Source organism: Aeromonas sp. S16(2024) (genome assembly GCF_041403065.1).
GTDB lineage: Bacteria > Pseudomonadota > Gammaproteobacteria > Enterobacterales > Aeromonadaceae > Aeromonas.
Genome location: NZ_JBGLQX010000040.1, coordinates 1 through 23,291, shown reverse-complemented (window position 1 = coordinate 23,291; position 23,291 = coordinate 1). Strand labels below are relative to the sequence as shown.

Annotated in this window: 24 protein-coding genes and 1 pseudogene; 14 read left to right on the top strand and 11 right to left on the bottom strand. The window is 61.5% G+C overall.

Annotated elements, in window-relative coordinates:
- Nucleotides 1–309: 309 nt before the first annotated feature.
- From hemG to pepQ, 4 genes are read right to left on the bottom strand one after another with little or no spacing between them, the layout of a single operon-like run.
- Nucleotides 310–834: a menaquinone-dependent protoporphyrinogen IX dehydrogenase gene (gene hemG, locus ACB030_RS19635; RefSeq protein ID WP_371162127.1), complete on the bottom strand. Its 525-nt coding sequence runs from the start codon at nt 832–834 to the stop codon at nt 310–312.
- Nucleotides 835–841: 7 nt separating this feature from the next.
- Complete coding sequence (locus ACB030_RS19630; protein ID WP_371162125.1) at nt 842–2,299, bottom strand: TrkH family potassium uptake protein; 1,458 nt, start codon at nt 2,297–2,299, stop codon at nt 842–844.
- A gap of 36 nt (nt 2,300–2,335) precedes the next feature.
- The gene (locus tag ACB030_RS19625) at nt 2,336–2,953 is read right to left on the bottom strand and encodes a YigZ family protein (RefSeq protein ID WP_371162124.1); all 618 of its coding nucleotides are present in this window, start codon (nt 2,951–2,953) and stop codon (nt 2,336–2,338) included.
- Entirely contained in the window at nt 2,953–4,275 is a 1,323-nt protein-coding gene (pepQ, locus tag ACB030_RS19620; protein ID WP_205643238.1) for a Xaa-Pro dipeptidase, read from the bottom strand. Before pepQ ends, ACB030_RS19625 begins: the two co-directional genes overlap by 1 nt.
- Nucleotides 4,276–4,473: 198 nt before the next feature.
- Between pepQ and ACB030_RS19615 the strand changes: the two genes are divergently transcribed.
- The 6 genes from ACB030_RS19615 (at nt 4,474) to ACB030_RS19590 (ending at nt 13,843) form a co-directional block, all read left to right on the top strand.
- A complete protein-coding gene (locus tag ACB030_RS19615; RefSeq protein ID WP_371162122.1) occupies nt 4,474–6,411 on the top strand; it encodes an acetoacetate--CoA ligase in 1,938 nt (645 codons plus the stop codon).
- A gap of 202 nt (nt 6,412–6,613) precedes the next feature.
- A complete protein-coding gene (fadB, locus tag ACB030_RS19610; RefSeq protein ID WP_371162120.1) occupies nt 6,614–8,761 on the top strand; it encodes a fatty acid oxidation complex subunit alpha FadB in 2,148 nt (715 codons plus the stop codon).
- Between the two features lie 21 nt (nt 8,762–8,782).
- Entirely contained in the window at nt 8,783–9,946 is a 1,164-nt protein-coding gene (gene fadA, locus ACB030_RS19605; RefSeq protein ID WP_371162118.1) for an acetyl-CoA C-acyltransferase FadA, read from the top strand.
- Nucleotides 9,947–10,230: 284 nt separating this feature from the next.
- The gene (locus tag ACB030_RS19600; RefSeq protein WP_162519278.1) at nt 10,231–10,953 is read left to right on the top strand and encodes a response regulator; all 723 of its coding nucleotides are present in this window, start codon (nt 10,231–10,233) and stop codon (nt 10,951–10,953) included.
- Between the two features lie 51 nt (nt 10,954–11,004).
- Nucleotides 11,005–12,450 (top strand): ATP-binding protein, encoded by a 1,446-nt coding sequence (locus ACB030_RS19595; protein ID WP_371162115.1) that lies wholly within the window; start codon nt 11,005–11,007, stop codon nt 12,448–12,450.
- A gap of 136 nt (nt 12,451–12,586) precedes the next feature.
- Nucleotides 12,587–13,843 carry an ABC transporter substrate-binding protein gene (locus ACB030_RS19590; RefSeq protein WP_371162114.1) on the top strand — a complete coding sequence of 419 codons (1,257 nt, stop codon included), beginning with the start codon at nt 12,587–12,589 and terminating at the stop codon, nt 13,841–13,843.
- Between the two features lie 46 nt (nt 13,844–13,889).
- Here ACB030_RS19590 and ACB030_RS19585 read toward each other — a convergent pair whose 3' ends face one another.
- Nucleotides 13,890–14,081 (bottom strand): hypothetical protein, encoded by a 192-nt coding sequence (locus ACB030_RS19585; protein ID WP_025328793.1) that lies wholly within the window; start codon nt 14,079–14,081, stop codon nt 13,890–13,892.
- A gap of 171 nt (nt 14,082–14,252) precedes the next feature.
- On the opposite strand from ACB030_RS19585, the gene tusA reads away from it, so the two are divergent.
- Both tusA and ACB030_RS19575 read left to right on the top strand, forming a co-directional pair.
- Nucleotides 14,253–14,498 carry a sulfurtransferase TusA gene (tusA, locus tag ACB030_RS19580; RefSeq protein WP_042642635.1) on the top strand — a complete coding sequence of 82 codons (246 nt, stop codon included), beginning with the start codon at nt 14,253–14,255 and terminating at the stop codon, nt 14,496–14,498.
- 24 nt (nt 14,499–14,522) lie between these two features.
- Nucleotides 14,523–14,867, top strand: a complete 345-nt coding sequence (locus ACB030_RS19575; protein WP_106885435.1) for a RidA family protein — start codon at nt 14,523–14,525, stop codon at nt 14,865–14,867.
- A gap of 151 nt (nt 14,868–15,018) precedes the next feature.
- Here the strand turns inward: ACB030_RS19575 and ACB030_RS19570 are convergent, their stop codons facing one another.
- From ACB030_RS19570 to ACB030_RS19545, 6 genes are all read right to left on the bottom strand, one after another.
- Nucleotides 15,019–15,675: an OmpA family lipoprotein gene (locus tag ACB030_RS19570; protein WP_202048029.1), complete on the bottom strand. Its 657-nt coding sequence runs from the start codon at nt 15,673–15,675 to the stop codon at nt 15,019–15,021.
- Nucleotides 15,676–15,840: 165 nt separating this feature from the next.
- Nucleotides 15,841–16,083: a hypothetical protein gene (locus ACB030_RS19565; RefSeq protein ID WP_005323913.1), complete on the bottom strand. Its 243-nt coding sequence runs from the start codon at nt 16,081–16,083 to the stop codon at nt 15,841–15,843.
- Nucleotides 16,084–16,203: 120 nt separating this feature from the next.
- Complete coding sequence (locus ACB030_RS19560) at nt 16,204–16,458, bottom strand: hypothetical protein (protein ID WP_005323912.1); 255 nt, start codon at nt 16,456–16,458, stop codon at nt 16,204–16,206.
- Between the two features lie 82 nt (nt 16,459–16,540).
- Nucleotides 16,541–16,813: a hypothetical protein gene (locus ACB030_RS19555; RefSeq protein WP_371162110.1), complete on the bottom strand. Its 273-nt coding sequence runs from the start codon at nt 16,811–16,813 to the stop codon at nt 16,541–16,543.
- A gap of 44 nt (nt 16,814–16,857) precedes the next feature.
- Nucleotides 16,858–17,112: a hypothetical protein gene (locus tag ACB030_RS19550; RefSeq protein ID WP_371162108.1), complete on the bottom strand. Its 255-nt coding sequence runs from the start codon at nt 17,110–17,112 to the stop codon at nt 16,858–16,860.
- 322 nt (nt 17,113–17,434) lie between these two features.
- The gene (locus ACB030_RS19545; protein WP_371162106.1) at nt 17,435–18,004 is read right to left on the bottom strand and encodes a DNA-3-methyladenine glycosylase I; all 570 of its coding nucleotides are present in this window, start codon (nt 18,002–18,004) and stop codon (nt 17,435–17,437) included.
- Between the two features lie 188 nt (nt 18,005–18,192).
- Here ACB030_RS19545 and glyQ point away from each other — a divergent pair, with 188 nt between their 5' ends.
- The 6 genes and pseudogenes from glyQ to ACB030_RS19515 all read left to right on the top strand — a co-directional run.
- Nucleotides 18,193–19,116 carry a glycine--tRNA ligase subunit alpha gene (gene glyQ, locus ACB030_RS19540; RefSeq protein WP_139438622.1) on the top strand — a complete coding sequence of 308 codons (924 nt, stop codon included), beginning with the start codon at nt 18,193–18,195 and terminating at the stop codon, nt 19,114–19,116.
- Nucleotides 19,117–19,125: 9 nt separating this feature from the next.
- Nucleotides 19,126–21,195 (top strand): glycine--tRNA ligase subunit beta, encoded by a 2,070-nt coding sequence (glyS, locus tag ACB030_RS19535; protein ID WP_371162104.1) that lies wholly within the window; start codon nt 19,126–19,128, stop codon nt 21,193–21,195.
- A 61-nt stretch (nt 21,196–21,256) separates the two neighbouring features.
- Nucleotides 21,257–21,496 (top strand): hypothetical protein, encoded by a 240-nt coding sequence (locus ACB030_RS19530; protein ID WP_371162102.1) that lies wholly within the window; start codon nt 21,257–21,259, stop codon nt 21,494–21,496.
- A gap of 67 nt (nt 21,497–21,563) precedes the next feature.
- Nucleotides 21,564–21,854 (top strand): hypothetical protein, encoded by a 291-nt coding sequence (locus tag ACB030_RS19525; RefSeq protein WP_371162101.1) that lies wholly within the window; start codon nt 21,564–21,566, stop codon nt 21,852–21,854.
- A gap of 27 nt (nt 21,855–21,881) precedes the next feature.
- Nucleotides 21,882–22,832 carry a transposase gene (locus tag ACB030_RS19520; RefSeq protein ID WP_371162099.1) on the top strand — a complete coding sequence of 317 codons (951 nt, stop codon included), beginning with the start codon at nt 21,882–21,884 and terminating at the stop codon, nt 22,830–22,832.
- Nucleotides 22,833–23,048: 216 nt separating this feature from the next.
- Nucleotides 23,049–23,180: pseudogene (locus tag ACB030_RS19515) on the top strand (IS3 family transposase); the annotation flags it as partial.
- Between the last annotated feature and the right edge of the window lie 111 nt (nt 23,181–23,291).

The window sequence follows — 23,291 nt, the reverse complement described above, 5'->3', positions numbered from 1 at the left end:
ATTGCTTGATTCAAATTGTTAAAGAGCGTCACGCTTATCGCGTTGAGGAGGCGCATCTTACGCTCCTCACTTCGAAAGTCAAGCGGTTGTTTTCGCTTTTCTTTCGGCGCCTGCTTCGCTAGGAAGCTGGCTCATCAGTTCGGCGTGTTCCGCCGTACTGGTAGGGGCGCATTATAGGGAGCCGCGCCGGGATGGCAAGGGTAAAACTGCAAAAAATGACACTTTTTGCAGTTTGGTGGTTCAAGCGCCTATTTATCAAACAAAACGCCCCGCATCGGCGGGGCGTCAACGAACAAGGGTACGGATTTGCTACCTTTTTGACCAGAAGTCCCGGGCAAAGGCACGTACCTTTTCCCAATCGGTGAATTCGATGTCCTGGCTGGTATCCGTACTGCCGCCGGTGATCGTCATGATCAGCTGGATGATGCGGGTCTGCCACCAGTTGTAGCGGGAATATCGCAGCGCACCGGCAAATACCCCCAGTGTCTTCGGCTTCCACGGCGAGAGACGCAGAAACTTCTTCATATAGGCATTGGTCTGCGGTGTCTGCTTCTCGGGCTTGCGCGCCGTCAGGTTGACACAGAAGAAGGCGGCGTTGGCCACTTCCAGCTGTTCATGGTGCGCATGGATAAAGCTGAGCAGACTGGGGTGGAAGTTGCCATAGCGGATGGAGGCGCCGATCAATACCTTGGCATACTTGCTGAGGTTGCACATCGGCAGGCTGTGCAGATCCTGCATCACCACTTCACATCCCTGTATCTCCTCCAGCATGACATCCACAATTTTCCGCGTTTGCCCGTCCCGGGAAGAATAAAGCACCAAAATCTTGTCCATACCAACCTCAACTACGCCAGAATGCAGGAGTAAACAGTACCAGAAGTGTGAATATTTCCAATCGACCAAACAACATGGCAACCACCAGGATCCACTGTGCCGTCGCCGAGATATTGCCAAAGTTGCTGGATACCTCACCCAACCCGGGTCCCACGTTGGTGAAGGCGGCCGCCACAGCCGTGAACGCTGTCACTTCGTTCAGCCCTGTCATCAGCAACAACAGCATGAAGATGAAGAACAGTATGATGTAGGTGGCGAAGTAGCCCCACACCGCCTCGACGATCCGCTCCGGCACCGCGCGCCGCCCCAGCTTCAGGGTATAGATGGCCCGCGGGTGCACCAGTCGCTTGAGCTCGCGCATCCCCTGCAGGAACAGGATCATGAAGCGCATCACCTTGATGCCGCCCCCCGTACTGCCCGCACAGCAGCCGATAAAAGCCGAGAACATCAGCAACATGGGCAGGAAGGAGGGCCAGTCGGCGTAACTGGTCGTGCTGTAGCCCGTGGTCGTGCCAAGGGAGACCGCCTGGAACAGGCCGTGGTTGAGCGCTTCCTGCCAGGTGGCGTAGTGACCGTGGAACAGCAGGGAGACGAAGCAGATCAGCACCAGCACGCCCTGGATCCCCAGGAACACCTTCAATTCGGAGTCCCGCAAATAGCTGCTCAATCGCACGGGCTTGTGGGCGAACACCATGAAATGCAGGGCGAAGTTGACGCTGGCCAGCAGCAGGAACAGCACTGTGATCAGGTTGATGGCCGGGCTGTTGAAGAAACCTATGCTGGCATCGTGGGTCGAGAAGCCGCCCACCGACAAGGTGGAGAAGGAGTGGCAGATGGCATCGAACAGCGTCATCCCTGCCATCCAGTAAGCCAGGGCGCAAAGGGAAGTCAACAGCAGGTAGATGAACCAGAGTGCCTTGGCTGTCTCGGCGATGCGCGGGGTCACCTTGTTGTCCTTGACCGGCCCCGGGATCTCGGCGCGATAGAGCTGCATGCCCCCGATGCCCAGCAGCGGCAGAACGGCCACGGCCAGCACTATGATCCCCATGCCCCCCAGCCATTGCAGCAGCTGGCGGTAGAACAGAAACGCCTTGGGCAGCTCGTCCAGCCCGGTCAGCACTGTCGCCCCCGTGGTCGTCAGGCCAGAGAAAGATTCGAAAAAGGCCTCGGAGACCGACATGCTCGGCACGTCGCTGATGATGAAGGGGACGGCCCCCACGCTGCCCAGCACCACCCAGAACAGCACCACTATGAGGAAGCCTTCCTTGGATCTGAGGTCTTTCTTCTGATGGCGATTGGGGAACCAGAGCAGGGCACCGAGCAGGAGGGCGATGAAGAAGGAGTTCACAAACTCGGCACCGCCACCATCGCGATACCCAAAAGCAACCATCGCTGGCAGCAGCATGGTCGAGCTGAACAGCGCGACCAAGAGACCAACGATACGAATGATGCTCAGAATCTGCATTCCGGCTCCCCCTTCAGGCTAAAAGAGCGATGGATTCTAGCCATCTAAGGGGCGAAGAGATACCCGGCCATGGGTTCGGTCTGTCATTTCCTGATCCACCTGACTCCAGATGGCCGCATCCCATGCCACCTGCAGACGGACTTGCTGACCATAATCGGCAGCCAGCAACTGGCCCCGATGAGCCGAGATCAGGGTTTCCACCGCCCCCATGTCGCCATAGTCGCAGCAGATAAGGGAAGGGGTTTGCTGGCGCTTGATGCGGGTCTCGAGCCGCTTGAGTGCCGCCCCCACCCCACCACCATAGGCCTTGACCAGGCCGCCGGTACCGAGCAGGACGCCACCGTAGTAACGCACCACCACGGTCGCTACCTCGCCGATACCGGCCCCCATCAGCTGGGCCAGCATGGGTTTGCCCGCAGTGCCAGAGGGTTCACCGTCATCGCTGAAGCCATAGACCTGGCTGTCTTGCGGAGCCCCGGCGACGAAGGCCCAGCAATGGTGCCGGGCCGTCGGGTGCTGCCGCTTCACCTCGCCGATCCAGGCCTTGGCGGCCTCGACCGTCGGCGCATGGGCAATCAGGGTGATGAAGCGACTCTTCTTGATCTCCTCGCAAAGCTCCAGCGGCGCGGCCGGTATGGCATAGTCTGTGGCCATCAGAGCCCTGCTTGCCTGGTGAGGTTCTCCACCCCGTCCCCATGCAGGACCACGTTGTCCTCGATCCGGATGCCACCGAAGGGGCGCAGCGCCTCGACCTTGTTCCAGTTGACCCGCTTGCCCTGCTCACCCTGACGTAGCGGCTCCAGCAGGCTGTCGATGAAGTAGAGGCCGGGTTCTATGGTGAACACCTGCCCCACCTCCATCACCCGGGTACAGCGCAGGTAGGGGAACTGCTCGGGCGCCGCCAGGTGGGTACCCCGCTCGTCCTGCATGAAGCCACCGGCATCGTGCACCTGCAGGCCGAGGAAGTGGCCCAGGCCATGGGGGAAGAACACATTGGTCACCCCGGTGTGGATCATCTCGTCCACCGACATGTCCACCAGCTCGGTGGCCTGCAGCAAGCGCGCCAGTCTGTGGTGCATCTGCAGATGCAGCTCGCTGTAACGGCGACCGGGTTTGATCTCCGCGATGATCTCCTGCTGCTGCGCATCCAGCGCCGCAATGAGATCGGCAAACTCGCCCCGGCGCCAGGCCCAGGTGCGGGTGATGTCGGAGGCATAGCCGTGATAATCCGCCCCGGCATCGATCAGGAAGGAGTGGCGCTCCGCATCCGGCACCCGCTGGGTCGACAGATGGGTGTAATGGAGGATGGCCGCGTTGCGGTTGATGGCGACGATATTGCCATAGGGTGCCTCATTGGCCCCCTGCCCGACCGCCTTCATGTAGGCCAGGTTGATCTCGAACTCGCTCGCCCCCGCCATGAAGGAGTCCTTGGCCGCGATGTGGCCACGCACCCCGAGCCGATTCGCCGCCCGCAGACACTCCAGCTCATAGGGCGTCTTGTAGGCACGGTGGTAGTGCAGGTAGTTGAGCACCGCCTCCGGATTGGGCTGCCCCAATCCCACCAGCTGGGCCACCTCCAGATGACCACCCAGATAGGCCCACTCCTGCTTGTCGGCTGGCAAGTGATCCGCCACCTGCTCCGGCTTGGTCAGGAAGCGGATGTCGAAGAAGTCGACCCAGAAGGCATTGGGCAGGTCCGCCACCTTGTGCCAGAAGTCCACCGGCCGGTAGAACAGCAGCACCGGCTTGCTCACCCCGTCCACCAGCAGCCAGCAGTGGGGATTGTCCAGCACCGGCAACCAAGCCTTGAAGTGCGGGTTTACCTTGAAGGGGTAATCCTGATCATCGAGGAAGATGCGGTGGGTCTGGCCGGCGTGGATGGCCAGTCCGCTGAGCCCCTGCTGTTGCAGAATGTCGCGGGTGCGCTGCTGCAGGGTGTCGAGGTGCTGGGCAAAAAGTTGGCTGTAGCTGCTCATGGCGTCCTGCTCCGAGGTGAATGTGATAGCAGCATAACACCAAGCTCTGGGCGGCTCGACCCGTCAAGCTGCCGCTTCGTGAGGTAACGCATGCGTTACAAAGTGTTTGTTATCAACAGAAAACCAAACATTAACAAATCAAAAACAATTCAATACACTGCCGTGTAGACAGTAGATATCAGCAGTCAGGAACGATTCATGCAAAACCTTTGTCTGTGGAAACCGGATCAAGACAGGATGCAGCACTCCAACCTCCACCAGTTCATGGCCGAGGTCAACCACTTCCACGGCCTGCAACTGCGCAGCTACGCCGACCTCTATCAATGGTCGGTGGAGAAGACCACCCGTTTCTGGCCGCTGGTGTGGCAGCACTGCGGCGTCAAGGGAGAGCTGGGCAACATAGTGGCGGAGAACCGCCAGGAGATGCAGCGCGCCCGCTGGTTCCCCGACAGCCGGCTCAACTTCGCCGAGAACCTGCTGCGCCGCCAGGACGAGAGCCCGGCCATCATCTCCCGCCTCGAAGGCAGCGCCAGCCAGACCCTGAGCTGGGCCGAGCTCGGCGATCAGGTGGCCCGACTGGCCCAGTGGCTGCGCAGCCAGGGCATAGGCAGTGGCGACGTGGTCGCCGCCTACCTGCCCAATATTCCGGAAACCGTGGTTGCCATGCTGGCCACCACCAGCCTCGGCGCTATCTGGACCTCCACCAGCCCCGACTTCGGTGAAGCCAGCGTGGTGGAGCGCTTCGGCCAGACCCGGCCGCGAGTGCTGTTCGCGGTGGATGGCTATCGCTATGGCGGCAAGGCCATCGACATTCAGGCCAAGGTCGCCAGCGTGGTGAGCCAGTTAGACAGCCTAGAGCAGACGGTGATGATCCCCCTGCTCGGCAACCCGCTGCAGCTCGGTCACGACTGGCATCAGGTGCTGGCGAGCCAGCCCGGTGCCCAGCTCGTCTTCGAGTCCATGGCCTTCAACGATCCGCTCTACATCCTCTACTCCTCCGGCACCACGGGCAAACCCAAGTGCATAGTCCACGGCATAGGCGGCACCCTGCTGCAGCACCTCAAGGAGCATCAGCTGCACTGCGACATCAAACCGGGGGAACGGGTGTTCTACTTCACCACCTGCGGCTGGATGATGTGGAACTGGCTGGTGAGCGCCCTCGCCTCCGGCGCCACCCTGGTGCTCTACGACGGCTCGCCGTTTTACCCCGACGGCAACGTGCTCTGGGATCTCGCCCGCGACGAGCAGGTCAGCTTGTTCGGCACCTCCGCCAAGTATCTGGATGCCCTGCACAAGCAGGGCTATACCCCCATCAGCACCCACCAGCTGCCGGCCCTGCGGCTGATCTGCAGCACGGGCTCCGTGCTGTCGCCGGAGGGATTCGACTATGTCTATCAGGGGATCAAGCAGGATGTGCAGCTCAGCTCCATCTCAGGCGGCACCGACATCTGCTCCTGCTTCGTCATCGGCAACCCGCTCAGCCCCGTCTATCGCGGCGAGAGCCAGGGGCGCGGCCTTGGCCTCGCGGTGCAGGTGTTCAACGAGGCCGGCCAGCCGGTGCAGGGGGAGAAGGGGGAACTGGTCTGCACCAAGCCCTTCCCGGCCCAGCCCATCTACTTCTGGGGCGACGAGAACGGCGACAAGTACCACGCCGCCTACTTCGAGCGCTTTGACAACGTCTGGTGCCACGGCGACTGGATCGAGCTGACCGACACCGGCGGCATCCTCTTCTACGGCCGCTCCGATGCCACTCTCAATCCGGGGGGCGTGCGCATCGGTACCAGCGAGATCTACCGCTACGTGGAGCAGCTCGACGAGGTGGAAGAGAGCATCGTCATCGGCCAACAGTGGCAGCAGGACGAACGGGTGGTGCTCTTCGTCAAGCTCAAGCCCGGGCTCAAGCTGGACGATCCCCTGCGCGAGCGCATCCGCCAGCAAGTGAGGCAGCACTGCACGGCCCGCCACGTCCCCGCCCGTATCCTGCAGGTAGATGCCATCCCTCGCACCAAGTCCGGCAAGATAGTGGAGCTGGCGGTGCGGGAGGTGGTGCACAACAGACCCGTCAACAATACTCATGCCCTCGCCGATCCCGAGGTGCTGAACCAGTATCGCAGTAGGCCAGAGCTGGCCAGCTGATGGCACACAAGGTTAATAAAGGCGTCATGAGACGCCTTTATTTTGGCCGTTAGTCTGAGGCGAGCTTTTACTCGAGATCTGTTAAACAAATGTTTTAAATAGGTGTTGAAATTGTCTTCTTTTGGATCAATAGTGAGCCTCGCCCCCTGCTGGGGATAAAGGAGCAACACCCCCCACCGAGTGGGAACAAGGAGACACTCTCATGATCTACCAAGGCGAAACCCTGTCGGTCAGCTACCTCGAAGACGGCATTGCCGAACTGAGGTTTGATGCCCCGGGTTCAGTCAACAAGCTGGATCGCGCTACCCTGCTCTCACTGAGCGAAGCGATCGCCGCATTAAAGCAACAAGCCGATTTGAAGGGTCTGATCCTCACCTCCGGCAAAGACGCCTTTATCGTCGGCGCCGACATCACCGAATTCCTGGAACTGTTCAGCCTGCCGCAAGAAGATCTGCTCGGCTGGCTGAAAAAGGCCAACGACATCTTCAGCGCCATCGAAGATCTGCCGGTGCCGACCCTGTCCGCCATCAAGGGCCATGCCCTGGGCGGCGGCTGCGAGACCATACTCTCCACCGATTTCCGTCTGGCCGACACCACCGCCAAAATCGGCCTGCCCGAGACCAAACTCGGCATCATGCCGGGCTTTGGCGGCACTGTTCGCCTGCCGCGCCTTATCGGCGCCGACAACGCCCTGGAGTGGATCACCACCGGCAAGGATTACCGTGCCGATGACGCCCTCAAGGTGGGTGCCATCGACGCCGTGGTCGCCCCCGCAGTGCTGCAGAGCGCCGCCGTGCAGATGATGAGAGACGCCATCGCGGGCAAGCTGGACTGGCAGAGCCGCCGCGCCGCCAAGAAGGCCCCGCTGCGTCTCTCCAAGCTGGAAGCCATGATGAGCTTCAGCACCGCCGCCGGCATGGTTGCCGCCGTGGCGGGCAAGCACTATCCGGCCCCCATGACCGCAGTGAAAACCGTCGAGGCCGCCGCCGGCATGAGCCGTGACGAAGCCTTGGTGGTCGAGGCGCAAGGCTTTATCAAGCTGGCCAAGACCGACGTCGCCAAGGCGCTGGTCGGCATCTTCCTCAACGATCAGCACATCAAGGCGCTGGCCAAGAAGGCCGCCAAGCAGGCTGCCAAGACCACCAGCCACGCCGCCGTACTGGGTGCCGGCATCATGGGGGGCGGCATCGCCTACCAGTCTGCCAGCAAGGGCATTCCGGCAGTGATGAAGGACATCAACGAGAAGGCGCTGGCACTGGGCATGGGCGAAGCCACCAAGCTGCTCAACGGCCAGCTCGAGCGCGGTCGCATCGACGGCATCAAGATGGGCCAGGTGCTCTCCGCCATCACCCCGACCCTCAGCTATGACAACGTCAAGCATGTGGATCTGGTGGTCGAAGCCGTGGTCGAGAACCCGAAAGTGAAGGCCGCCGTGCTGGGCGAAGTGGAAGGGATCATTGGCGAAGACGCCGTGCTCGCCAGCAACACCTCCACCATTCCCATCTCCCTGCTGGCCAAGGGGCTGAAGCGCCCGCAAAACTTCTGCGGCATGCACTTCTTCAACCCGGTGCACCGCATGCCTCTGGTGGAGATCATCCGCGGCGAGCAGACCTCCGATGAAACCATCAACCGCGTAGTGGCCTACGCCGCCGCCATGGGCAAGTCGCCGGTGGTGGTCAACGACTGCCCGGGCTTCTTCGTCAACCGGGTGCTCTTCCCCTACTTCTTCGGTTTCAACAAGCTGGTCGCCGATGGCGCCGACTTTGTGGTCGTCGACAAGGTGATGGAGAAGGAGTTTGGCTGGCCCATGGGCCCGGCCTACCTGCTGGACGTGGTCGGTATCGACACCGGTCACCATGCCGGTGATGTCATGGCGCAAGGCTTCCCGGCTCGCATGAGCAAGGAAGGCCGTACCGCCATCGACGTCATGTACGACGCCAGCCGCTTCGGTCAGAAGAATGGCAAGGGTTTCTACGCCTACGAGCAGGACAAGAAGGGCAAGCCGAAGAAGGTGGCCGACGCCGCCAGCTACGAGCTGCTGGCCCCCATTGCCAAGGCGAAACAGGAGTTCGACAAGGAAGCCATCATAGCCCGCATGATGATCCCCATGATCAACGAGGTGGTGCTCTGTCTGGAAGAGGGCATTGTCGCCACGCCAGCCGAGGCCGACATCGCACTGGTCTACGGTCTGGGCTTCCCTCCCTTCCGCGGCGGCGTGTTCCGCTATCTGGACACCATAGGTCTGGATCGCTACGTGGCCATGGCCGACCAGTATGCCGATCTGGGCCCGCTCTACCGTGTCAGCGACCGCTTGCGCGAGATGGCCGCCCAGGGCAAAACCTTCTACTGATTGCGGAAAGGAGATCCATTCATGAAAGACGTAGTCATTGTCGACTGTATCCGGACCCCCATGGGCCGGTCCAAGGGCGGCGCCTTCCGCAACGTGCGTGCAGAAGATCTGTCCGCGCACCTGATGAGCTCCATCCTGCTGCGCAATCCCAACCTCGACCCGAACGAGATCGAGGACATCTACTGGGGCTGCGTGCAGCAGACCCTGGAGCAGGGCTTCAACATAGCCCGCAACGCGGCCCTGCTGGCGGGGATCCCCAAGCAGGTAGGTGCTGTCACCGTCAACCGGCTGTGCGGATCAAGCATGCAGGCGCTGCACGATGCCTCCCGTGCCATCCAGGTGGGTGATGGGGACATCTTCATCATCGGCGGCGTCGAGCACATGGGCCACGTGCCCATGAGCCACGGCGTCGACTTCCACCCCGGCATGGCGAAATCCGTGGCGAAAGCCTCCGGCATGATGGGGCTGACCGCCGAGATGCTCGGCAAGCTGCACGGCATCAGCCGTCAACAGCAGGACGAGTTTGCCGCCCGCTCCCACCGCCGCGCCTATGCCGCCACCGTGGAAGGACGCTTCGCCAGGGAGATCGTCGGGCTGGAAGGCCATGACGCCAGCGGCGCCCGCTTCTTCTACGACTACGACGAGGTGATCCGCCCGGAGACCACGGTCGATACCCTGAGCCAGCTGCGCCCGGTGTTCGACCCGGTCAACGGCACCGTCACCGCCGGTACCTCCTCGGCCCTGTCCGACGGTGCCGCCGCCATGCTGGTGATGAGTGCGGATCGCGCCAAGGCGCTGGGACTCACCCCCCGCGCCCGGGTGCGCGCCATGGCCATCGCCGGCTGTGACGCCGCCATCATGGGTTACGGCCCTGTGCCTGCGACCCAGAAGGCGCTCAAGCGTGCCGGTCTGACCGTGGCTGACATCGACCTGTTCGAGCTGAACGAGGCGTTTGCCGCCCAGTCCCTGCCCTGCGTGAAGGATCTCGGCCTGCAGGATCTGGTGGACGAGAAGGTGAACCTGAACGGCGGCGCCATCGCCCTGGGTCACCCCCTCGGCTGCTCCGGTGCCCGCATCTCCACCACCCTGATCAACCTGATGGAAGAGAAGGATGCCACCCTGGGGGTCGCCACCATGTGCATCGGCCTGGGTCAGGGCATCGCCACCGTATTCGAGCGGGTGTGATCTAAGCGGCTCACGCCATACCTGAGCCGCCATTGTCTTTTTGGGGTCGGCCCGTCCGGCCCGTTGTCGAGTCTGTGAAGCGCGCCACACGGGGTGCGCTCCTGCCGTCGGAATCTGCGTGTTGGCCGGCCCGTTTGGGTCGGCCTTTTTTATTCCGTTATCCCGATCAGGGTCAATTCGGGGGCTATATTGCCCATAACTTCACATTAGAGGGGAGCCTTGCTTGCTTTTTGCTCCCCCGACAGGTTCAATCTGCACAAAAAAATGGGTGGATGCACATACATATGTCAACGAGCAAACAACTGCTTATCGTCGACGACGATCAGGAGATCCGCGAGCTGCTCAACGAATACCTGACCCGGGCGGGTTTCCAGGTATTGACGGCGGCAGGAGGCGACGAGATGCGCCAACAACTCGCCCAGCACAGCCCGGACCTCATCATTCTGGACATCATGATGCCCGGCGACGACGGCTTTACCCTCTGCCAGCAGATCCGTCGCGACTCCCAGGTCCCCATCATCATGCTGACCGCTGCCTCCGATGAGGCGGATCGGGTGATCGGCCTCGAACTCGGCGCCGACGACTACATCGCCAAGCCGTTCAGCCCGCGCGAGCTGCAGGCCCGCATCAAGGCGCTGCTGCGCCGTGCCGAATTCCGCCAGCCGGAGAAAGAGAAGGAGCCGAGCCGCCGCCTGCGCTTCGCCGACTGGACCCTGGACACCCTGAGCCACCAGCTGACCCACGACGACGGCAGCCTGCTGGATCTCTCCGGCAGCGACGCCCTGCTGCTCGGCATGTTCCTGCAACAGCCCGGCGTGGTGCTGGACAGGGACACCATCTCCGATGCCACCCGGGGCCGCGAGAGCCTGCCCATGGAGCGCGGCATCGACGTGCAGATCAGTCGTCTGCGCCAGAAGCTGGGTGACAATGGCAAGAGCCCGCGCATCATCAAGACCATACGCGGCAGCGGCTACATGCTGATCGCGGAAGTGCACGAGATCCCGTGAAGGGTAGAAAGGTAGCAACAGCATGCTGACTGACAAGAGGCACGAGATCCCATGAGAGGTCGGCGATTCTGGCAGGCACTGGTCCCCCGCTCCCTGCTGTCACGGATGCTGCTGCTGTTGCTGCTCGCCATCCTGCTCTCCCAGACCATACTCACCGGCATCTGGATGCAGCAGATTCAGAAACGGGAGCTGGAGGGCATGCTCAGCACCACCCGCAACCTGGCGCTCTCCGCCGCCTCCACAGTCAACTTCTTCAAGTCCCTGCCGCTGCAGTACCGCCACATTGCCCTGGACCAGCTGCGCAACATGGGGGGCAGCCGCTTCTTCGTCTCCCTGAATGAAGAAGAGATCCACATCAGCGCCATCCCGGACAGCGAGCGCAAGACGCTGGTGCTGAAGGAGGTGCAGGAGGTGCTGACCCGCAAGCTCTCCGACGCCATGGCCATCAAGGTGGACTTCTCGCGGCCCGAGGAGCTGCACGTCTTCAACAACGACACCCTGCTGGCAGACCTGCCCTCCTCCTGGGCCCGCTACACACTGTCGCTGGAGCCCATCAACCCGCCGGTGCTGGTGACCCAGATCGAGATAGAGCCGGGTGAGTGGCTCTATCTGGCGGCCCTGCTGCCCGCCCCCTACATGACGCTGGATGACACCGTCATGCCGAGCAACCAGGTGCGCTTCATCGCCCTGATGACCGTCTTCCTCTGCTTCTTCACCTTCATGCTGGTGCGCTGGCAGACCCGGCCCCTGCGCCGACTGGCCAAGGCGGCGGTCAACCTCGGCAAGGACATCGACCAGCCCTCGCTCAAGGAGGAGGGTGCCTCAGAGATAGTGGCGGCGACCCGCGCCTTCAACATCATGCAGCAGCGCATCCGCCGCTTCATAGACGATCGGGAGCGGCTGTTCAGCTCCATCTCCCACGATCTCAAGACCCCCATCACCCGGCTGCGGCTGCGGGTCGAGCTGCTCGACGACGAAGCCCAGATAGCCAAGTTCAACAAGGATCTGGACGAACTGGAGCTGATGGTGAAGGGGGCGCTGCAGACAGTGAAAGAGACCGACATTCACGAGAACCTCGAGCTCATCGATATCAATGCCCTGCTGGAGCAGATGGCGGAGGCCATGAACCTGCACGAGGATCTGCTCACCATAGAGGGGCACTGCAAGTGGCCCTATCGCGGCAAGCTGCTGGCCCTCAAGCGCTGCATCGGCAACCTGGTGGACAACGGCATCAAGTACGGCCATCGGGTGCGCGTCATCCTGATGGATGACGAGGAGATGCTGATCCTCTTCATCATGGACGAGGGCCCCGGCCTGCCGGAGGATCAGTTCGAGCGCATCTTCGAGCCCTACTACCGCCTCAGTACGGATTCCGTCGGAACCGGACTGGGTCTTGGCATAGCCCGCAACATAGCCCACGCCCACGGCGGCGATCTGGTGCTGGAAAATCGCCCCCAGGGCGGCCTGCAGGCCACCCTCTCCCTACCAAGGCAGTAAAGCTTATGAAGTGGTTGTCGTTTTCTGTCATCGCCCTGTTGTCTCTGCCCGTCGACGCCTCCCAGCGCGTCGGGATGCTGCACGGGTGGTGTGCGGTCGGCACCGGCCACTCTCCTTCAATCAAGGCAGTCACAGTATGAAGTTGTTCCCGTTTGCCATTGTCGCCCTGCTCTCCCTGCCCGCCGCCGCCTCCCAGGTGGAGGTATTGCACTGGTGGACATCCGGCGGCGAGGCCAAGGCGGTGGAAGTGCTCAAGTCGGAATGGGCCGAGCAGGGCAACCAGTGGAACGACTTCGCGGTACAGGGCGGCGGCGGCAAGAGCGCCATGACTGTGCTGAAAAGCCGGGCGCTGGCGGCCAATCCGCCGGAAGCGGCGCACCTCAAGGGCTATGAGCTGCACGAGTGGGCCAGCCTGGGTTTCCTGCGCGACCTCAGCCCCATGGCCGAGCACCTCGGCTGGTACCCGCAGCTCTCCCCCATGGTCCGTGACACCCTCAGCCAGAACGGCGCCCTGATGGCGGTGCCAACCGGCATCCACAGGGTCAACTGGCTGTGGCTCAACCGCAAGTTGTTCGAGCGGCTGGGGCTGACGCCCCCCACCGACTGGGAGCAGTTCATCACGGTGGCGGAGCAGCTCAAGGCGCAGGGCGTCACGCCGCTGGCCATCGGCAACGAGCCCTGGCAGCTGGCGGTGCTGTTCGAAACGGTGGCACTCGGTGAAGGGGGCAAGGCCTTCTATCGCAAGGCCTTTCTGGAGCAGGACAGCGCCACCCTGACCGGCCCCGACATGGTGCGGGTGCTGACCCGCTTCCAGCAGCTGCGCGCCTATGTACCGGAAAAATACGCCGGCCTGAAGTGGCACCAGGCCACCAACCTGCTGGAGAGCAGCGGCGCCGCCATGCAGATCATGGGGGACTGGGTGAAGGGGGAGCTGAGCGCCGGCAACTACAGACCCGGGGAGGACATCGACTGCCTGCCAAGCCCGGGGAGCCAGGGCCTCTTCAGCTACAACCTGGACTCCATCGCCATGTTCAAGCAGCGGGATCCCGCCCAGCTGCAGGCCCAGGGCGAGCTGGCCCGCCTGCTGATGACACCGCGCTTCCAGGAGGAGTTCAACCGGGTGAAGGGCTCCATCCCAGCCCTCACCCAGCCTGACATGAGCAAGTTCGATCGCTGTGCCATCCGCTCCGACCATGACTTCCAGCGGGCGGAGCGGGACGGCAACCTGCTACCCAGCATGGCGGAGGGGATGGCGGTGCCGACCAACATGCGTCAGGGGATCATGGATGTGCTGAGCAGCTTCTTCAACGACCCCAACGCCAACCCGGAGCAGACGGCGCTGCAGCTGGAGCGGGCCATGCGCTCGACCCGCTCGGGCGCGGAGCAGAAATGACAAAGGCGGACATCGTCCGCCTTTGTTGGGTGAATCGTCATCCGATTCAGGATTGATCGTTCTCGTCCTCATCCTCGTCGTAGTAGTCGCTGAGCTCGATCCAGAGCCCCAGCCCTATCATCACCATGGACCCGAACCAGGTGCCGGTGTTTCCGATCGGGCTGCCCAGCACTATCATGGCGAACGACAGGAACCCCATGCCTGCGTAGGCTTGCAATCTGCCGTAGGAGACCTGCATATTCACACCTCCTTGTTGAATATGGTTCAATTTTTATATTACTCATCGGGCAAGGTGTGGATAGAGTCGGATCACACTTTGGTTACATATGCTGTTCAAAGCCCCTGATGTTTGATTATTTTTTCGCCGTGAGTATCATTGGCAGCTGAATTGGTTGAAGGTTGATTATTGATGAGTGCTTTATTCTGCGACGCGACTCATGAGTTGGACGCAATCGGGCTTCGTTGCCCCGAGCCTGTGATGATGGTTCGCAAGAAAGTACGGCTGATGGCCGAAGGCGAGACCCTGCTGGTCAGCGCCGACGACCCTTCCACCACTCGCGACATCCCGAGTTTCTGCCGCTTCATGGATCACACCCTGATCGCCAGCGAGACAGAGCAGGCCCCCTATCGCTATCTGATCCGCAAGGGTCAATAAGCCCCCTCTCCCCTGGAGCGCACCATGACGATTACCCGAATCGGCACCACGGCCCGCTGGTCTGATGTTGTCATCCACAACGGCACCCTCTATGTGGTGGAAGTCCCCGCCACCGACGAGGCCGACATTCACCAGCAGACCCGCGAAGTGCTGACCAGCCTGCAACGCCTGCTGGAGGCCAACGGCTCCGGGGTCGACAAGATCCTGATGGCCAACATCTATCTCAAGGACATTGGCGACATAGCCGCCTTCAACGCCCAGTGGGATGCCTGGATACCGGCTGGCACCGCACCGGTCCGCGCCTGCGTGCAGGCCCGCCTGGCCCACGAAGGCTACAAGGTGGAAGTGCAGCTGACTGCCGCCGTCTAAATCGAGCGGGATGCCTGCCCCCTCATCCCCGGCCCTTCTCCCGCGAGGGGAGAAGGGAGAAAAGAGCGCCGATACCATCGGGCCACGGCCCCCATAGCAAAAGGCCCCGCCATCACTGGCGGGGCCTTTTCGTTACCGACAACCGGGCGACTTAGGCAGTCGGGGTCAGGGTAATGGTCACCCGACGGTTCTGGGCCTTGCCGGCGGCGGTGCTGTTGGTGGCAACCGGCTGATCCGGGCCCACACCGCTGGTGGAGATGCGGCTGCCGGTCACGCCCTGACCGATCAGCTGGGCGGCGACGGCGTCGGCACGCTGGGCGGAGAGCTTCATGTTCAGCTCGCGGGAGCCGGTGCTGTCGGTGTGGCCGACCACGTTCAGGCGGGTCTTGTCGAACTCGGCAACCACCATGGCCACGCCGGACAGGGTGTTGGCACCGGCGGCTTTGAGCTGGGCGCTGGAGCTGTCGAAGGTGACATTGTTCGGCATGTTGAGGATCAGCTGATCGCCGTTGCGGGTCACGCTGACGCCGGTGCCCTGCAGCTTCTCGCGCAGCTTGGCTTCCTGCACATCCATGTAGTAACCGATGCCGCCACCCAGGGCGGCGCCAGCGGCCACGCCGGTCAGTATGCCCTTCTTGCGATCACCCTTGCTGGAGGAGAGCGCGCCCACGGCAGCGCCGGTGGCGGCACCGGCCAGTGCGCCCCAGGCGCCCTTGGAGGTCTGGGATTCACCGGTATAGGGGTTGGTGGTGCAGCCAGTGATGGCGATGGTCAGGGCAAGTGCAGGAACCAGTTTCTTGAAATGCATGACAAAACCTCTGAAAAAGAACGACTCTAGCCGATGGCCGCGCATTCTACCCCAGAGAGGCGCCAGAGTGTGACGCGCGCATTGCGGATATGAACAAGGGGGCCAAAGCCCCCCTGTGTCATGCCGTGAACGGCATGAGTGCTGCCTGCCCGGGCAGGCCGGACATCAATATTTGATGTCGCGCGCCTCGTCACGCCCTTCCTGCTTGTTGTCGCGGTGCTCCTGACGGCAATCGGCATTGCCCACCAGGCCTTCGCGGCACTCCTGCTTGGCGTCGCGGGATTCCTGGCGGGTATCCTGACGCACATCGCGGGCTTCGCGACGCTCCTGGGCCTGTTTGGTTGCCTGTGCAGGCAGGGCAGCCAACAAGGCGGTGGCTGCAAGCAGCGCGAATACGGTCTTCTTCATGATGGCTCCTTGGCTAAATGAAATACACCGGCTTGGGATGTCTAAATTATACATTGGGGTCAAGATCACCGCCGGACGGGCGCCAGCATGGCGACCCGACAGGGAGGCGGCTTGTCGGGATCAGTATTTGACGTCGCGAGCCTCGTCGCGGTTCTCTTGCTTGTTGTCGCGGTTGTCCTGACGGCAATCGGCATTGCCGACCAAGCCCTCACGGCACTCCTGCTTGGCGTCACGGGATTCCTGACGACCGTCCTGGCGGATGTCGCGGGCGTCTTGGCGCTGCTCACCCTGATTGGTGGCTTGAGCCGGCACGGCGGCGAACAGGGTGCAGGCGGTCAGCAGGGCTGCGCTCAGGCGGGATACGGAAATAGTCATAAGGACTCCAATGTAAGTTAATGCGGTAACCTGGTTCGGCTGCCGTCATGGAAGATGGGTTCGGCGAGCCCCTGCTCTCGAATCAATATTTGATATCGCGAGCCACGTCGCGCGCCTCTTGCTTGTTGTGGCGATGCTCCTGGCGGCAGTCGGCATTCCCCAGGAACTCCTCCTGGCGGCAATCCCGCTTCTGTTCGCGGGACTCCTGACGGACGTCCTGGCGCAGATCCCGAGCCTGGCGGCGCTGCTGGGCTTGTTCGGTTGCCTGGGCCGGCAGGGCCACCGACAGGGTACAGCCGACCAGCAAGGCTGACAGCAAGGCGCTGCGAGCCGGGTGAGGAATTGAAATGTTCATGACGAGGCTCCCTGGTTGATCGGGCTGAGGTCTGTGGTGCTGGATCAGTATTTGACGTCGCGGGACTTCTCGCGCACGTCCTGTTTCACTTCACGCTTGTCCTGACGGCACTCGTAGTTGTCCTTATTGTTGGCCTCACGACAATCGACCTTGGCCTCACGGATCTCGGGACGGACTTCCTGACGCACGTCGCGGGCATCCTGACGATCGGCCGCCTGGGCGGGCAGGGTCGCCAGCAGGGAGCAACCCGCCAGGATCAGGGTGCCGAGGGTGCGGTGGCGAAATGAATTCAGTGACATGGGACTGCCTCGTTGATGGGGACTTAGATTTGGATACAGCAATCTTGAACAGGAATGACTGTATCCCGGCTGTACCGGGCGCCGAAAAGCGGGCCCCAAGGCCCCGCTGGCAGGGGGCCTGTCGGGGCGGGCTTCGAGATGATCGTTCACCAGGACCAGGGCCCGCATGGCGGCGCGGCAGAGGAGGCTGCCGACCGAGGTAAAATCGAGCCGCGTGAACGCCCTCACCCTGGCGTCAGATCCTGGCGAGCTGGCCCCTAATCCCAAGGCCAGAAAGGAAGAAGGGAGGCTGTGGCCTCCCTTCTTCCGCTCTCGTTCCACCCTAACCTTGCTGGCAGGCGGCGTGACAGGGGCAGGTCACAAGATGATCGTTCACCATGCCCACCGCCTGCATGAAGGCGTAGCAGATGGTGCTGCCGACGAAGGTGAAGCCGCGCTTCTTGAGGGCCTTGGACATGGCATCCGACTCCGGTGAGGTCGCCGGAATGTCGCCGTTGCCCTGGCGCTGGTTGACGATGGGGGCGCCGCCCACGAAGCCCCACAGATACTCCACGAAGTCGATGCCTTCGGCCTCCAGTGCCAGATAGGCGCGGGCGTTTTTGATGATCGACTGCACCTTGAGCCGGTTGCGGATGATGCCGCTGTCCTGCATCAATCTCTCCACGTCCTGCTCGTCGAACTGCACTATGCGCAGCGGATCGAAGTCGGCATAGGCGCGATGGTAGCTCTCGGTGCGCTTGAGGATGGTGATCCACGACAGCCCCGCCTGCTGACCGTCGAGGCAGAGCTTGGCAAACAGCTCCCGCGGGTCACGGACCGGCCTGCCCCACTGCTTGTCATGGTATTCGATGTATTCCGGGTCCCTGGTCACCCAGGCGCAGCGCAGTTCCATTTCCTCTCCCTTGTCATTTCATCGGCCATCGGCAGGCCGCTTCCGTCGGCGACATCATAGGGCAAGCGGCGGCATAGCCCCACTAATCCTCTGTAATTTCGCCTATTATCCGACCATGCCAGACGGTATACTCCCTCGGTTCACATTCAGCAAATCTTGCTCTGATTTCATTTCGCGCGAAAAACACTATGCAAAAATTCGATGTCAAAACCTTTCAGGGCCTGATCCTGCAGTTGCAGGACTATTGGTCCCGCCAGGGCTGTACCATCATTCAGCCGCTGGATATGGAAGTGGGTGCCGGTACCTCCCACCCCATGACCTGCCTGCGCGCCCTGGGCCCGGAGCCCATCGCCTGCGCCTACGTACAACCGTCCCGCCGTCCCACTGACGGCCGCTACGGCGAGAACCCGAACCGCCTGCAGCACTACTACCAGTTCCAGGTGATCATCAAGCCTTCCCCCGACAACATTCAGGAACTCTATCTGGGTTCCCTGAAAGAGCTGGGCATGGATCCCGAGATCCACGACATCCGCTTCGTGGAAGACAACTGGGAAAACCCGACGCTGGGTGCCTGGGGTCTGGGTTGGGAAGTGTGGCTGAACGGCATGGAAGTGACCCAGTTCACCTACTTCCAGCAGGTTGGCGGCCTCGAGTGCAAGCCGGTCACCGGCGAGATCACCTACGGTCTCGAGCGTCTGGCCATGTACATTCAGGGCGTAGACAGCGTCTACGATCTGGTCTGGTCTGACGGCCCGCTGGGCAAGACCACCTACGGCGATGTCTTCCACCAGAACGAAGTGGAGCAATCCACCTACAACTTCGAGCACGCCGATGTGGAGTTCCTGTTCCACTGCTTCGAGCAGTACGAGAAGGAAGCCCAGCACCTGCTGGCACTGGAAAAACCGCTGCCGCTGCCTGCCTACGAGCGCATCCTCAAGGCCGCTCACTCCTTCAACCTGCTGGATGCCCGCAAGGCCATCTCGGTCACCGAGCGTCAGCGCTACATCCTGCGCATTCGCACCCTGACCAAGGCCGTGGCAGAGGCATACTACGCCTCCCGCGAAGCGCTGGGCTTCCCTATGTGTCAGCGCACAGAGAACAAGCAAGGTTAAGGAACGGACATGGCACAACATACATTTCTGGTAGAGATCGGCACTGCTGAGCTGCCTCCCAAAGCCCTGCGCTCCCTGGCCGAAGCCTTTGCCGACAACCTCAAGAGCGAACTGACCAAGGCCGATCTGGCCTTCGGCGACGTCGAGTGGTTTGCCTCACCGCGCCGTCTGGCACTCAAGGTGCACGAGCTGGCCGGCGAGCAGCCGAGCAAGAGCGTCGAGAAACGCGGCCCGGCCGTGGCCCAGGCGTTCGATGCCGACGGCAAGCCGACCAAGGCTGCCGAAGGCTGGGCCCGTGGCAACGGCATCACCGTTGAACAGGCCGAGCGTCTGGTCACCGACAAGGGCGAGTGGCTGGTTCACACCGCCAAGGTCGAAGGCCGTCCGGCCAAAGAGCTGTTGGGCGAGCTGGTTAGCCAGGCGCTGGCCAAACTGCCGATCCCGAAAATGATGCGCTGGGGCGACAAGACCATCCAGTTCGTGCGTCCGGTGTTCACCGTGACCCTGCTGCTGGATGGCGAGCTGGTTCCCGCTCACATTCTGGGTATCGACTCTGCCCGCACCCTTCGCGGTCACCGCTTTATGGGCGAGAGCGAGTTCACCATCGACAACGCCAGCCAGTACCCGCAGATCCTGCTGGAAAAAGGCAAGGTAGTGGCCGACTTTATGGCGCGCAAGGCCAAGATCAAGGCTGATGCCGAAGCGGCCGCTGCCGCCTTCGGTGGCGTGGCCGATCTGGATGACGCCCTGCTGGAAGAGGTCACCGCACTGGTCGAGTGGCCTGTGGTGCTGACCGCCAACTTCGAAGAGAAGTTCCTGGCCGTTCCGGCTGAAGCGCTGGTGCACACCATGAAGGGTGACCAGAAGTACTTCCCGGTCTACGACAAGAGCGGCAAGCTGCTGCCGAAGTTCATCTTCGTCACCAACATCGAGTCCAAAGACCCGAGCCAGATCATCAGCGGCAACGAGAAGGTGGTTCGCCCCCGTCTCTCAGACGCCGAGTTCTTCTTCAAGACTGACCTCAAGCAGACTCTGGCCTCCCGCCTGCCGCGCCTTGAAACCGTGCTGTTCCAGCAACAGCTGGGCACAGTCAAGGCCAAGGTCGAGCGCATCGAGACCGTCGCCGGCTTTATCGCCGAACGTATCGGTGCCAATGTGGCTCAGGCCAAGCGTGCCGGTCTGCTCTCCAAGTGTGATCTGATGACCAACATGGTCGGCGAGTTCACCGACACCCAGGGTGTGATGGGGATGCACTACGCCCGTCACGATGGCGAAGACGAAGCGGTCGCCGTGGCCCTCAACGAGCAGTACATGCCGCGCTTTGCCGGCGATGCCCTGCCGTCCGGTCTGGTTGCCTGCGCCGTGGCGCTGGCCGACAAGTTCGACACCCTGGCCGGTATCTTCGGCATCGGCATGCTGCCGAAGGGTGACAAGGATCCGTTCGCCCTGCGTCGCGCCGCCATCGGTGCCCTGCGCATCATGACCGAGAAGCAGCTGGATCTGGATCTGGTTGAACTGGTTGAAGAAGCAGTACGCGTCTACGGCGACAAGCTGACCAACAAAACCGTCGTTACCGACGTGGTCGACTTTATGCTGGGCCGCTTCCGCGCCGCCTATCAGGACGAAGGCATCGGTGCCGACGTGGTGCTGGCCGTACTGGCCCGCCGCCCGACCCGTCCGCTCGACTTCGATCGTCGCGTCAAGGCCGTCAGCCACTTCCGCACGCTGGATGCCGCACTGGCCCTGGCTGCCGCCAACAAGCGCGTGAGCAACATTCTGGCCAAGGTCGAAGGCGAATTGCCGACTGCCGTCAAACCGGAACTGCTGGTCGATGCCGCCGAGAAGGCGCTGGCCACCCAGGTTGCCGAACTGCAAGCCGAACTGGCCCCGCTGTTCGCTGCCGGTGACTATCAGGCTGCCCTCACCCGTCTGGCCGCCCTGCGCGAGCCGGTCGACACCTTCTTCAACGAAGTCATGGTGATGGCCGACGACGAAGCCCTCAAGGCCAACCGTCTGGCGCTGCTGAACAACCTGCGCAACCTGTTCCTGCAAGTCGCGGATATCTCCCTGCTGCAGTGATTTTGGTTGAGTAAATGATATAAAAACGGCGCCGCGAGGCGCCGTTTTTCTAGGAGGAATGATGGAGTTAGCACTTAAATACATTTCACTTATCACAGCTTGCGGCACTGGGATCGCATTTGTAATTGGTTTATTCAAATGGATTGACCAACGTGCTCGTGATCAAGAGCAACGCATATACGAGGCATTCCACAAGATGGTATGTATTGCTTCTGGCACTGATGAATCGGGTCGAACAGTCAAAATGGTTCAGCAAATCGCTGCTATTTACCAACTACGAAAAGCTGGGACACCCACCTAATACCAGCTTTGACAACTCACTCCACCTCCACTTTCCTTAAACCGAGAGACCCGAGGAGAGAACCACCATGACCATCCCCCGTTCACGCCAGATCAGCCTCGCCGATACGCCCTATTACCACGTGGTCAGCCGCTGTGTCCGGCGCGCATTTCTCTGCGGTCAGGATGATCACTCCGGTCAAAGCTACGAGCACAGACGCCAATGGGTTGCCGACAAACTGGGCCAGCTGTCGCAGGTCTTTGCCATCGGTATCTGCGCCTATGCCGTGATGAGCAATCACTATCACATGGAGGAAAAAAAGCCGGGACACCCACCCAATCCCAGTTTTGACAACTCACTCCCCCTCCACTTTCCTTAAACCGAGAGACCCGAGGAGAGAACCACCATGACCATCCCCCGTTCACGCCAGATCAGCCTCGCCGATACGCCCTATTACCACGTGGTCAGCCGCTGTGTCCGGCGCGCATTTCTCTGCGGTCAGGATGATCACTCCGGTCAAAGCTACGAGCACAGACGCCAATGGGTTGCCGACAAGCTGGGCCAGCTGTCGCAGGTCTTTGCCATCGGTATCTGCGCCTATGCCGTGATGAGCAATCACTATCACCTGGTGCTCAAGGTGCAGGTCAACATTGCCCACGAGTGGAGTGAACGAGAGGTGGCGGAACGCTGGTCATGTCTGTTTCAGTGGCCCTTGCTGGTGCGGCGCTGGTATCAGGGAGATGAACTGATAGAACCCGAGCTGGACGTTGTGCACCAGCTGGTAACCCAGTGGCGGGAGCGCCTCTATTCCATCAGCTGGCTGGTGCGCTTGCTGAACGAGTCGCTGGCCCGCCAGGCCAATCAGGAAGATGGCTGCAAGGGTCACTTCTGGGAGGGGCGCTTCAAAAGTCAGGCTCTGCTCACCGAGTCGGCGCTGCTGGCCTGCATGACCTATGTCGACCTCAATCCCATACGGGCGAGCATCGCCACCACACCGGAGGAGAGCGACTTCACCAGTATCCAGCAACGTATTGAACTGACAGCTGATTTAGCCACACCGCCCCCCTTGCTGTTGCCTTTTGCAAGAGAAGGAAAGCCCGAAGAGCTCCCCTGCAGTTTTGCCGATTATCTGACACTGGTGGATTGGACAGGGCGAGCCATTCGCCTCGATAAACGTGGCCATATCCCGCACCATCTCGCACCTGTGCTCCAGCGCCTGGGCATAGAAGAGGGGCAATGGTTGGGGCAAGTCACCCTGTTTCGGCGCCACGGTATCAGAGCGATTGGCGACAAGCTTTGCTGCCAGCGCTACGCGGTCCATTGTGGCCAGACGCGATGTTACCAACCCAGCCCTTGATACCTGAAAAACTCGCGAGTTCACTGCCAGTTCATCGATGACAGCGGCTCTCGTTGACGCTGAACGGGCACTGATTGCCCACTGGCAGCCACTGACGCTCGCTCAAGCTCACAGCTAGCTCTACCACCACCGTTTCATACCTTCGAATCAGACTGCACATGAGCGGGGCTTTCAAGTTATCCGCCATTTCCCATCAGGTGGGTGTCCCAATTTGGCCGTGAGCGGATACAGCAACGCAGCGAGTTGCGCCGTTTGTTCAAAGAGAGCCGGGGCTCGGCAGGCAGCCGCGCCTTGATGTCGATGATGCGGGAGTTGGGGTATCAGATTGGCCGATTCAAAGTGTGTAACCCAGGGCAAACGCATGAGTGCTTATTTTTCATCCACCTCGTTAAAGCCACTCAGGAGCACTTGCTCCAGATAGCTGCTGTTCATTGCCGCTATCTTTTGCTTACGTCTGAT

What these genes read in the sequence shown, in the direction of transcription:
- glyS (WP_371162104.1), top strand. Translation starts at nt 19,126, where the DNA reads ATGGCACAACATACATTTCTGGTAGAGATCGGCACTGCTGAGCTGCCT.
- fadB (WP_371162120.1), top strand. Translation starts at nt 6,614, where the DNA reads ATGATCTACCAAGGCGAAACCCTGTCGGTCAGCTACCTCGAAGACGGC.
- ACB030_RS19615 (WP_371162122.1), top strand. Translation starts at nt 4,474, where the DNA reads ATGCAAAACCTTTGTCTGTGGAAACCGGATCAAGACAGGATGCAGCAC.
- ACB030_RS19570 (WP_202048029.1), bottom strand. Translation starts at nt 15,675, where the DNA reads ATGCATTTCAAGAAACTGGTTCCTGCACTTGCCCTGACCATCGCCATC.
- ACB030_RS19530 (WP_371162102.1), top strand. Translation starts at nt 21,257, where the DNA reads ATGGAGTTAGCACTTAAATACATTTCACTTATCACAGCTTGCGGCACT.
- hemG (WP_371162127.1), bottom strand. Translation starts at nt 834, where the DNA reads ATGGACAAGATTTTGGTGCTTTATTCTTCCCGGGACGGGCAAACGCGG.
- ACB030_RS19625 (WP_371162124.1), bottom strand. Translation starts at nt 2,953, where the DNA reads ATGGCCACAGACTATGCCATACCGGCCGCGCCGCTGGAGCTTTGCGAG.
- ACB030_RS19600 (WP_162519278.1), top strand. Translation starts at nt 10,231, where the DNA reads ATGTCAACGAGCAAACAACTGCTTATCGTCGACGACGATCAGGAGATC.
- ACB030_RS19595 (WP_371162115.1), top strand. Translation starts at nt 11,005, where the DNA reads ATGAGAGGTCGGCGATTCTGGCAGGCACTGGTCCCCCGCTCCCTGCTG.
- ACB030_RS19590 (WP_371162114.1), top strand. Translation starts at nt 12,587, where the DNA reads ATGAAGTTGTTCCCGTTTGCCATTGTCGCCCTGCTCTCCCTGCCCGCC.
- fadA (WP_371162118.1), top strand. Translation starts at nt 8,783, where the DNA reads ATGAAAGACGTAGTCATTGTCGACTGTATCCGGACCCCCATGGGCCGG.
- ACB030_RS19520 (WP_371162099.1), top strand. Translation starts at nt 21,882, where the DNA reads ATGACCATCCCCCGTTCACGCCAGATCAGCCTCGCCGATACGCCCTAT.
- ACB030_RS19630 (WP_371162125.1), bottom strand. Translation starts at nt 2,299, where the DNA reads ATGCAGATTCTGAGCATCATTCGTATCGTTGGTCTCTTGGTCGCGCTG.
- ACB030_RS19550 (WP_371162108.1), bottom strand. Translation starts at nt 17,112, where the DNA reads ATGTCACTGAATTCATTTCGCCACCGCACCCTCGGCACCCTGATCCTG.
- ACB030_RS19585 (WP_025328793.1), bottom strand. Translation starts at nt 14,081, where the DNA reads ATGCAGGTCTCCTACGGCAGATTGCAAGCCTACGCAGGCATGGGGTTC.
- ACB030_RS19545 (WP_371162106.1), bottom strand. Translation starts at nt 18,004, where the DNA reads ATGGAACTGCGCTGCGCCTGGGTGACCAGGGACCCGGAATACATCGAA.
- pepQ (WP_205643238.1), bottom strand. Translation starts at nt 4,275, where the DNA reads ATGAGCAGCTACAGCCAACTTTTTGCCCAGCACCTCGACACCCTGCAG.
- tusA (WP_042642635.1), top strand. Translation starts at nt 14,253, where the DNA reads ATGAGTGCTTTATTCTGCGACGCGACTCATGAGTTGGACGCAATCGGG.
- ACB030_RS19565 (WP_005323913.1), bottom strand. Translation starts at nt 16,083, where the DNA reads ATGAAGAAGACCGTATTCGCGCTGCTTGCAGCCACCGCCTTGTTGGCT.
- ACB030_RS19525 (WP_371162101.1), top strand. Translation starts at nt 21,564, where the DNA reads ATGACCATCCCCCGTTCACGCCAGATCAGCCTCGCCGATACGCCCTAT.
- ACB030_RS19555 (WP_371162110.1), bottom strand. Translation starts at nt 16,813, where the DNA reads ATGAACATTTCAATTCCTCACCCGGCTCGCAGCGCCTTGCTGTCAGCC.
- ACB030_RS19575 (WP_106885435.1), top strand. Translation starts at nt 14,523, where the DNA reads ATGACGATTACCCGAATCGGCACCACGGCCCGCTGGTCTGATGTTGTC.
- glyQ (WP_139438622.1), top strand. Translation starts at nt 18,193, where the DNA reads ATGCAAAAATTCGATGTCAAAACCTTTCAGGGCCTGATCCTGCAGTTG.
- ACB030_RS19560 (WP_005323912.1), bottom strand. Translation starts at nt 16,458, where the DNA reads ATGACTATTTCCGTATCCCGCCTGAGCGCAGCCCTGCTGACCGCCTGC.